The sequence below is a fragment of the Kitasatospora sp. NPDC056138 genome (assembly GCF_042264695.1).
Lineage (GTDB): Bacteria > Actinomycetota > Actinomycetes > Streptomycetales > Streptomycetaceae > Kitasatospora.
Map to the genome: position 1 here is coordinate 20,818 of NZ_JBHJVK010000088.1, position 9,297 is coordinate 30,114.

10 protein-coding genes and 1 pseudogene are annotated in these 9,297 nt (G+C 69.3%); 8 read left to right on the forward strand and 3 right to left on the reverse strand.

From position 1 onward, the window contains the following. Positions 1 to 394 precede the first annotated feature (394 nt). Positions 395 to 568 carry a hypothetical protein gene (locus ACFC1R_RS34460; protein WP_375945514.1) on the forward strand — a complete coding sequence of 58 codons (174 nt, stop codon included), beginning with the start codon at positions 395 to 397 and terminating at the stop codon, positions 566 to 568. A 118-nt stretch (positions 569 to 686) separates the two neighbouring features. Beyond that, a complete protein-coding gene (locus tag ACFC1R_RS34465) occupies positions 687 to 1,124 on the forward strand; it encodes a hypothetical protein (protein ID WP_375945516.1) in 438 nt (145 codons plus the stop codon). A gap of 351 nt (positions 1,125 to 1,475) precedes the next feature. Here the strand turns inward: ACFC1R_RS34465 and ACFC1R_RS34470 are convergent. Next, positions 1,476 to 1,637 (reverse strand): annotated as a pseudogene (locus ACFC1R_RS34470) (transposase); the annotation flags it as partial. A 124-nt stretch (positions 1,638 to 1,761) separates the two neighbouring features. On the opposite strand from ACFC1R_RS34470, the gene ACFC1R_RS34475 reads away from it, so the two are divergent. After that, complete coding sequence (locus ACFC1R_RS34475; protein ID WP_375945518.1) at positions 1,762 to 2,178, forward strand: Imm1 family immunity protein; 417 nt, start codon at positions 1,762 to 1,764, stop codon at positions 2,176 to 2,178. Positions 2,179 to 2,320: 142 nt separating this feature from the next. Here ACFC1R_RS34475 and ACFC1R_RS34480 read toward each other — a convergent pair whose 3' ends face one another. Both ACFC1R_RS34480 and ACFC1R_RS34485 read right to left on the reverse strand, forming a co-directional pair. Then, positions 2,321 to 2,830 carry a hypothetical protein gene (locus tag ACFC1R_RS34480; RefSeq protein WP_375945519.1) on the reverse strand — a complete coding sequence of 170 codons (510 nt, stop codon included), beginning with the start codon at positions 2,828 to 2,830 and terminating at the stop codon, positions 2,321 to 2,323. A gap of 55 nt (positions 2,831 to 2,885) precedes the next feature. Then, entirely contained in the window at positions 2,886 to 4,109 is a 1,224-nt protein-coding gene (locus ACFC1R_RS34485) for an alpha/beta fold hydrolase (RefSeq protein WP_375945521.1), read from the reverse strand. Between the two features lie 105 nt (positions 4,110 to 4,214). On the opposite strand from ACFC1R_RS34485, the gene ACFC1R_RS34490 reads away from it, so the two are divergent. The 5 genes from ACFC1R_RS34490 (at position 4,215) to ACFC1R_RS34510 (ending at position 9,012) form a co-directional block, all read left to right on the forward strand. Next, on the forward strand, positions 4,215 to 4,802 hold the full coding sequence (locus ACFC1R_RS34490; RefSeq protein ID WP_375945523.1) for a TetR/AcrR family transcriptional regulator: 588 nt from the start codon (positions 4,215 to 4,217) through the stop codon (positions 4,800 to 4,802). Positions 4,803 to 4,899: 97 nt separating this feature from the next. Beyond that, positions 4,900 to 5,478 carry a hypothetical protein gene (locus ACFC1R_RS34495; RefSeq protein ID WP_375945524.1) on the forward strand — a complete coding sequence of 193 codons (579 nt, stop codon included), beginning with the start codon at positions 4,900 to 4,902 and terminating at the stop codon, positions 5,476 to 5,478. An 8-nt stretch (positions 5,479 to 5,486) separates the two neighbouring features. Beyond that, a complete protein-coding gene (locus ACFC1R_RS34500; RefSeq protein ID WP_375945526.1) occupies positions 5,487 to 6,098 on the forward strand; it encodes a helicase associated domain-containing protein in 612 nt (203 codons plus the stop codon). Positions 6,099 to 6,780: 682 nt separating this feature from the next. Then, complete coding sequence (locus ACFC1R_RS34505; protein ID WP_375945528.1) at positions 6,781 to 7,698, forward strand: NADP-dependent oxidoreductase; 918 nt, start codon at positions 6,781 to 6,783, stop codon at positions 7,696 to 7,698. 1,056 nt (positions 7,699 to 8,754) lie between these two features. After that, the gene (locus tag ACFC1R_RS34510; RefSeq protein WP_375945529.1) at positions 8,755 to 9,012 is read left to right on the forward strand and encodes a hypothetical protein; all 258 of its coding nucleotides are present in this window, start codon (positions 8,755 to 8,757) and stop codon (positions 9,010 to 9,012) included. Positions 9,013 to 9,297 lie beyond the last annotated feature (285 nt).

Sequence of the window (9,297 nt, forward strand, 5' to 3'; positions counted from 1 at the left end):
GACGAGCGGCGGAGGGCTCGGAGGTCAGTGCCAAGCGTTTCGAACGTTCGCAGGCCGATGATCCGACGATTGGGCTGGCAGGTCGAACTCCCGAAGCTCCGGCGAAGTGCCATGCAGTCGAGCGTGACCGCAGCGACGGTGTGTCACTCTCACAAATGAACAGTTGCGAGAGTTCTGCGAGACCCCGGAACGTGTCCGGTTTGTCCAAGTCTCCGCTCGCACAAAACCTCTCCCTTTGTCTGCCTGTCGCGGGATCTCCGACGGCCGCGGGGTTCTCTGCCAGGTGTCCGCCGCCACTAGGACGACGGACACCCGAGTTCGAGGGGTCCGTGATGGCGATACCACCCGAGGTCGACCACCGGGTCATGGCCGCGCTGCCCGGATGCTGACGGGGGTGAAGGCCGGCGCGTTCCAGGGCGGTGTAGAGGGGCTGGGCGGCGGTGCCGGCGAGGCGGCGGTGGGCGCTATCGGTGGTCTGGCGGGCCTGGTGGGCGGCCTCGCGGGCGCATTCGGCGACGTCCTGCCGGTGGCGTTCGGGCAGCGGGCTATTGTCTGGCACACGCGGTGAACAACCGATGCTGGTCGGGAAGTGACACCGTGTGGGCAGTTCGATGTGCCGTTGAGGGGCCTCGACAGGCTCGCGGTCACGTACGGGACTTCTGGGTCGGCGAGGTGGGATTGTGGGAATGGTCGAGCGGCTGTGGACGGCCGGGGAGATGCCGCCCCGTGACGGGCTGTACCGGCCGGACGACACGGGCTTGGAGGTGCATGTGCAAGGCCCCGGGGCCTACCACCCGGATGCCGGGCAGCCGATCCCCTTCCGCATCGGAGAGCCGTTCGACGTGGTGCGGTCCATCGATGAGGACGGCAACACCGCCGAGGTGGACACCTACTTCGAGAGCCCGCTGCCGGACGGATCGGGATGGATGTCCGGCGGCGGCGGACAGATGGGCAACATCGGCTACCTCGCCCGTCTCAACACCGACCGCTCCCTGCGGTGGGTCGCTGTCATGGACTACTCCAACCCGTTCGTGGGGGTGCACTACGAAGGCCTGACCGCTGTCTTCACCAACGACTGGCGAAACCTGCTGACCCTCGACCTCACCGGCCCCGCATTTGCCTGACCCCGCAGGTGCGGGTGTCCGCAGTGGCAGAAGGTCACGCTGGACGTTTCCAAGCCGTGGATGCGCTGCCATCCGTCGCGGGCGGTGGTTGCCGGGAGGGCAGCCTTCTCGTCCCCGGTGTCGGTGTAGCGGTCGGCGGTGCGCTCGTGGTCCCGGGCGGCGGCGAGGGACTGGGTGATGACGCGCAGGCTCGTCCCGGCGGCCCGCCGGCGCCCGGCGGCAGACGTCGCCGAGCAGCCCGTGCTCCTGGTCGTCGTCTTCGTGGTGGGCGTGGTCGGGGCGGTTGGGGTGCTGGGCGAGGGCGGCGTGCAGCGTCGCGCCGGCCTCCCACGCCTCAGCGTGCACGACGGGCTCCGGCAGGTCACGCCACGGAGCCCCGGTCCGCAACCGCCACAGCACACCATTGACCACCTGCCGGTGATCACGCCACGGACGGCCACGACCGTCCACCGGCGGCAGCAGGGGCTCGATCCGCTCCCACGCCGCGTCCGTCAACTCGCCTCGACCTGCCACAAGATCAATTGTCAGAGCAGATCGCCGCCACTAGCGTTCCCGGCCGGGACGGTAGTGTGCGTCGCCCCGGCATGGCACGGGGATCACCAGGGACGGCGAGGGGCGCGGTAGGTTGCTGGGCGCGGTGGCAGTCTTCAAGGAGGAGCACCGGGATACACCGGTGCTGCTCGATTCGGAGCATGCGATCGACGCGATGCTTGACGCGTTGATCGTTGCCGGTCCGCTCCACAATGCGGCCCAACTGAAGTCCCTGGACCGCCGAATGCTGTCGTCGGGCCTGCCGGACCACATCTTCCTGGTCGGGGTCAGCGCCGGTGGGCAGTTCGGCATCCTGTCCTACAGCACGGGCGAGGAGGGCGCTTTGATCCCGGCTGGCAAGGCCACCGCGCCGGTAGTGACCTACATGTTCAATACTTACCCTCGGGAGTTCCTGGAGCCGACGGAAGTCCCTATCGACGTCGTGCGCCAGGCTGTGAAGGAGTTCGTCCTGTCCGGCGGTCAACGGCCCACGTGCCTTGAGTGGCGGGAAGAACCGTACTGACCCCCGGCACGCAAGCCGAGGCACCGCATGGCGAGCGGGTTGCACGTAATGCAGCCGGGTGATCATTTGTCAGACAGCCCCTAGGTTGGTGGCCTCACCTTGGTGGTGGCCGTTACGTGATCGTTGCGGCCAAGGGGGCTGTTCACCAAGGGATCCGCCAAGGTGTGCGGGGTTCCCTACGGCGACCGCGCGGAGCACCACCGGGCTCCGCGTCGAGCCGAGTCGGCCAGCGGTCCGAGTGCTGCCGAGGTAGTGGCCTCGTCCGGGGTGCGGAGGAAACGGTCGGCCATCTCGCCGCGACCAGCGGTGTGGCTGGCGGGTCGCTGTAGGACTTGGTCGCGCTGGCCTGCTTGCCGGGAACCGCGGATTCTGCATGGTCAGGCTGCCGCCAGCATGCCTCCTCGCCCAGCGCCCGGGCCAGCTCGGGGGTGGCATCGCGGGTCCCCGTCTCGGGCCATGCCATGAAGATCAGCGCCGTGACGACCCACGGGTCGATGAAGTACTGGGCGACCGGGATGGCCCGCCCGGCACTGCTGACCTGTTCTGGGCCGTCCTCAGCCAGCAGGGAGTCGAGCCTCTCCTGGATGGAGAGGGTGACCCGGCGCGTCCGTGGGGAGAGCTCCTCGAGGTTGCTGACTCCGGGGAGGGCCATCCTTGGGCAGATGTGGGTGGGAGGGATGCATGGCGGTGCGTGGTGGGGCGGGGCCTCAGGCGCTGGTGTTGGCGAGGGTGTCGTCGAGCCAGTCGTAGATGCGGGCGAGGGCCAGGCGCATGGCGCCGGGGTGGCAGTGGGCGCCGGCGCCTTCCTCGGTGGTGAACAGCATGAGGGTCCTGGGGCAGGTCAGGTGGTCGTAGAGCTGCTCGGGCTGGCCCTTGAAGAACTCGTCCTCGGCGGCGTCGCACACCAGGGTGGGGCACTGGATCAGCTCGGCGATGCCGTCGGCGAGGGTGTAGTCGAGGTAGGAGGCGCTGAAGGCCCGGGGGGTGTCGACGCCCATGACGTACATGCCGTGGTTGATCGCCCAGCGCGCGGTGGCGTCGGTGGCCATGCTCTTCTCGAACGCGGCGTCGAGTTCGGGGGCGGACTCGGCGCGCAGCAGGCGTTCGGCCGCCTCGCGGTCGCCGGGGATGTTGCGCACGGACCACTGGCCGAGGTCGTAGACGCCGTCGACGGCTATGCACGCGGCCAGCCGGTGCTCGAAGGCGGCGGCCCTGGGCGCGAGGAGGCCGCCCATGCTGGAACCCAGCAGCGCGATCCGGCTGTTGTCGACCTCCGGGAGGGTTTCGGCGAAGTCGACGACCGGGGTGATGACGTTCTCCCAGTCGGGGCGGAAGACCATGCCCTGGTGGTGGCGCGGTCCGGGCTGGCCGGGGCCGTCGAAGGTCAGCACGGTGTAGCCGCGCTCCACGGCGGCCAGTGCGCCGCTGAAGTGGAGTTCCTCGGCGGTGCCGTCGAAGCCGGAGTGCATGATCAGGGTCGGGCGCGGGGTGCCGGTGGTGTCCAGCCGGTAGAGGTAGCCGGGCAGGGTGGTGCCCTCGTACGGGATCTCGACCGGCTCGATGACCGGGGTGAACAGCGCGGCCGCCGCCCGGAAACAGGCCACGCTGCGGTCGTAGGCGTGGTCGTGACGCGGGTCGCACGGGTGGCCGTGCAGGAAGAACTCCGCCGAGCGGTAGTAGTTGGAGGCCCGCAGGAACCCGTCCCTGGCACTGACCTTGTGACCGGCCTTCAGCGCACGCTCGGCCTCGTCGGCCACCCGGTCCGCGGTGGCCAGCCACTCGGTGTGCCAGCTGTCGTAGTCGCCCTCGACGATGCGCTCGCCGGTGGCGACGACCTCGCCGAAGTCGGCGCCGCCGTAGGCGATGTGGCTCATCGAGCGCAGGGTCTCGTACCAGAACTGGGTGTTGTTCGGGAACAGCAGGTTCTTCATGACGGCCTCCTCGGCGTTAAGCACTGATCTGTGCTTGTGGTGAGGACTGTAGACCCTCGGGGCGCCATTAAGCAAACATCTGTGCTTGGGGCGTAGGATGAGGAGGTGACTCCGAAACAACCCGCCGAACGCATCCGCAAGAGCCCCGAGCAGGTCCGCGCAGCCGTCCACCAAGCGGTCATCGACCTGCTGGCCGCCCCCGACGGCACCGACCCCACCATCCCCGCCATCGCCCAGCGCGCCGGCGTCAACCACACCAGCATCTACCGGCGTTGGGGCAGCAGGGAGGCGCTCCTCGCCGACGTGGTCACCACCCGCCTGGAACGCAACTCACCGCTGAAGGACACCGGCACCCTGCGCGGCGACCTCATCGCCTGGGTGCAGGCAGGCGTCGACAGCATCCACGCACCCGAGACCCGCCTCCTCATCCGCGCCGTCGCCCTGTCCATGCCGGGCAGCGCCGACGCACAGGACGAGCGCACCCAACACTTCCGGCGCCGCCTCCAGTCCATCGAGAGCATCCGCGAACGCGCCACAGCCCGCGGCGAGAACCCCCCACCCCTGGACCAGATCCTCGACCAACTCCTCGCACCGCTCTACATAAGGGCAATCTTCGGCATCGACCCCCCGGCCTCCGGCTACCCGGAACTCCTCGTGGATCGCCTGCTCGGCGGCACCGCAGACACCACGTGAACCCGCCACGCCAAACCCACCAGGGGTGGCCGCCGAGGCAGGCCGGGTCATGTGGGGGCGGCCCGGGCGGCCGGTACTTCTGCAGGGCCGAGGCAGCATGGTGGATATCGTCCAGGCCATCGGCCGGGCCCTGCGCATGCAGCCCGGCGAGGGGAAAACCGCCGGCCTGATCGTCCCGGTCTTCCTCAAGCCCGGCGAGCAGCCCGGGGACATCCTGGCGTCCGATTCCTACGGCCCCCTGGTCAAGATCCTTACCGCGCTGCGCAGCCACGACGCCAAGGTGGTGGAGGCCTTGGCGGTACCGCAGAAGTCGGGCTGGCGGACCCAGGGGCGCAGCGCTGAGGCTGCTGTTGTGCCTGGTGAGAGCGGTGGGGGTGTGGGTGGGTCGGGGGCGTTCACGTTGCCGGTGCGGTTCCAGTCGCCGGTGGACGAGAACGTGCTCGCGCTGTTCATTGCGTCGCGGGTCCTGGTTGGTGAGACGCAGCTGTGGCGTGAGGGGATCGGTCACGCCCGGCGGTGGTTCGAGGAGACCGGCGGGCTTGACGTCCCTTATTCCGCACTGGTTGGGGAAACGGGAATTACCCGCTCAGGAAGTGGCTGTCGGACCGGCGCGGCGAGAATGCGAATGGTGAGCTGGCGTCATGCCGGGTGGAGATGCTGGATGCGCTCGGGATGATCTGGTCCGTGAGCGACGCCAGGTTCGAGGCCGGTCTCGACTGGGCGCAGGTCTGGGCGAAGGGCCACGGCGGCAGCCTGGCGGCGCCGGCGCGGGCCTCGGTCGGCGGGTACGCGATCAGGACGTGGCTCTCCGAGCTGCGGGCCTCCGCCCAGGTGCCTGCCGGGGAGCGGGGCGCGCTGTCACCGGAGCGGCGGCGGGCGTTGGAGGAGATCGACCCATGGTGGTGCCCGCTGTGGCCGATCACCTGGCAGCGCGCCTACGCCACCGCCCGGCAGTGGTGGCTCGAGTGCGACGGCCTGGTCGACTGGACCGTCCTGCCGGTGGACACGGTGTTCGAGGGTGAGCAGCTCGGCCGGTGGGTGCAGGCGCAGCGCGCCGGATGGCCGGGCCTGGAAGCGGTCCAGCGGGACCTGCTGTCGGCGATCGGCATCGAGGAGGACCCCGGGCTGGTGGCCGCGAAGGGCGTGGCCGAGGCGAAGCCGAAGGTGTCCCGCACGGACCGGTTCGCCCAGGGTCTGGCGGCCCTCGCCCAGTTCGTGGAGCGGGGAGCAACACCCCCGGGTCCCGCGCCCGCACAAGGAACCGCTGGAGACCTTCGAGGCCGGCCCCGAAGGTGAGGAGCAGGTCGTGGTGTCGCACTTCGCGTTGGGCACCTGGCTCAACAACCAGAAGGCCCGCCGGGCGAAACTCACCCCGGGCCAGCTCGCGCAGCTCGCCGAGCACGGCGTGGAGTGGGCGTAGCCGGCGACAGCATGGTCCTGGCCGCGGGCGCGGTGGTGGCCGGGTACGCACCGGGGCGAGTGCGGCCATGGGAACGGCCTGGTGACTGGGCCGAGTCGCAGGTACGGCGCGGCGGCCGGTAGCTGGCACCGCCAGGTCGTCCTGCTCGCCGCCCACTTCGCCACCCAGCCCGTGTTCGCCTGATGCAGCGCCAAAAGACAGCTGTGCCGGGCAACGGTGACACGGCGGGGCTGCGTCAGCGGTGTGTGCTGTGGTCGACGCCGAACTGTTCGAGTTTGATTCGAACGGAAGCGCTTGAATTCGAGCGCTCTTGTTTGATTCTCGTTCGAATTCCGAGCCAGGAGGCCGAATGCGGATCTGCCGGCGGCCTGCTATACGGGCCTGCACGAAGCTGACCTGGACATTCGTCACGGGTGCCGCCAGCGATCGGCACGACCTGCCATTGCGTCACTCCAGCTCGGCGGCCACATTACAGTGGCATCAAAATGACGGTCGATCACTAACACTCATGAACCGTAGGCGCCGTACGGGCGAGGACTGATACAGAGAGGTGTCCAAATGAAAGCGATCGTGGTGACGGACCAGGCCGCAGGAACGGCCGGGATGACGCTGATGAAGCGGCCCGAGCCGGAGCCGGCGATCAACGATGTCGTCGTTCAGATTCATGCGTCGGGATTCGTCCCGACCGAGATGGCGTGGCCCTCGACCTGGACCGATCGCCTCGACCACGACCGAACACCGTCGATCCCCGGACATGAGCTGGCCGGAGTGGTCACCGCCCTCGGCTACGGCACGACGGGTCTCTCGGTGGGACAGCGCGTGTTCGGCCTCACCGACTGGCATCGCGACGGCACCCTCGCCGAGTACGCGGCCGTCGAGGCACGCAACCTCGCGCCGTTGCCGGGCGACGTCGACTTCACCGTGGGCGCGAGCCTGCCGATCTCAGGCCTCACCGCGTGGCAGGGACTGTTCCAGCACGGCCACCTCCAGGCGGGGCAAAGCGTCCTCGCGCACGGCGCGGCCGGCGCGGTCGGGACGATGGTGACGCAACTCGCACGAGAGGCCGGCGCCTACGTCATCGGCACCGGACGTGCCGCTGACCGTCAGAAGGCACTCGACTTCGGCGCAATGGAGTTCGTCGACCTCGACAACGACACCCTGGAAGACGTCGGCGAAGTCGACCTGGTCTTCGACGTCATCGGCGGCGACATCCAGAAGCGATCCGCAGGCCTGATCCGGGCTGGAGGAACACTGGTAACCGTCGTTGGGCCGCCCGAGGCGCGGCCCGCCCACGGCCTGGCGATCGACTTCGTTGTCGAGTCCGATCGTGCCCAACTGGGTGTGATCGTCCAGCGGGTGCGGGACGGACGACTGCGCACGAACATCGGCAACGTCGCGACCCTCGACGATGCAGTCGCCGCCCTCAACCCGACCGAGCGACGCCAGGGGAAGACGATCATCCGCGTTCGTCCGTGAGGAGTCGGGGACAGCGCGGTCCTTCCGTCCTCGTAGATCAGCATCAGCCGCGTAGCGATGTCGAAGACGACCTGCTCGACGCCGACACGGTGGTCACGAGTCCGGTACGGATCGTCGCTTACGGACAGCAAGCCGCGCCAGGCGGCCTCCACCAGTGCGACCAGCTCCGGGCCGGGCGGCAGGTCCAGATCGACCCCGGCCGCCAGGGCCCGGCGCAGCCGGGCCACAGCGAGGCGGGCCTGACGGGGCGCTGTACGAGGACTCGAAGTTCGCCGGCCGCAGCAAGACCCTCACCGCGACGGGCGATGTCGGTGATGGTCTGCACGTAGCTGACCTGGGAGTTCGTCACACGTGCCCCCATCGATCGGCGGTACGTGTCAGTAGTTGTGGACACGCGGCCCACACGCCCACACCACCTCCCGTCCGGCATGATCGAGCAGGCAGCCCGCCACGCGCTCGCCCCAGAGTCCAACGCTCCGGACCCCGAACCGCCGACGTCCGCGCCACGGATGGCAGGCCCCTGGCAGATCCACCCCGCGAAACCCTGGGCCCAGCACCGCTCGGGAGCAGCCACAAAGACCCCAGAATTCGAGCAGACATCGAACGGGAGCGCTTCAATTGAAGCGCTCCCGTTTGAGTCAAATTCGAACGCACCCGGTCGCACCTGCTCCCGACAGGGTGGCAACGGAATGACGAACGACCAGTGACACTCTCGTGCAGACCATCAGGCGAGGGCCGCTTCACACCCCACCCCCCGGCCCGGGTCTGCACGGTGACCGGCTCCGGCTCACATCCGGCGGTGACACTTCGTGTTGACGGTGACGGCCGGTGATACCAGCAGGCCAAGGGATCCGCAGGCTCGTGCCCCCTTGGGCGGCGGCATGCTGATGGGCCCGCACGATGGTGGGGTCCAGGGCGACGAGCCAGTCGACGTCGGAGCAAGCCTGCACAGCGATGGCGTTCGAGGACCTGTCGCCGGTGTCCGGGTTCCCGATCGTACCGGGGCACAGGTGGGGGCCGGGGCGCAGGTGGAGGCCGGCCGGCACCAGGCGGCACGTGACCGCCAGGTCGAACGCGATACGCGCCCAGCCGATGGTCCTGGACCGCGACCCGCAGGTGACAGGGTTGGCGAGGCAGCCGGTGCGGCTGCAGTTCACGATCACCGCGCCCCAGCTGGAGACCGCCGAGAAGCTGGCTGACGTCGTCAGCAGGGCCCTCACGTCATCCGGCCCGGTGAAGGTGGGCAAGCCCCAGCCATCGGAGAAGAAGAAGCGGGTCCCGGTGGACCTGACGGAACTCAAGCCCCGCCCCTAGCCGCACGCCGCTGCCCGACTGCAGCAGCACTGCCGGGGTGAACCACCTGCCAATGCGGCCGCCGGCTCCGCTCGGTCGGCGCAGGCGGCACCCGACGGGCCCAAGCCCGGCTTCGTCGGGCTGGGGCCGTCAGAACCGGCTGCGGCGTACAGAGGGCAAAAGACTCTTGGAGGCAGTCGAGCGGGCCCAGGCGGAAGCCGTCGCTGCTGTATCTCCGGGCAGACCGCTTTTCCTCGCCTTCGGCCGAAGGCTGCGGCACCGGCCGAACCCGCGTAGCCCGCTGCC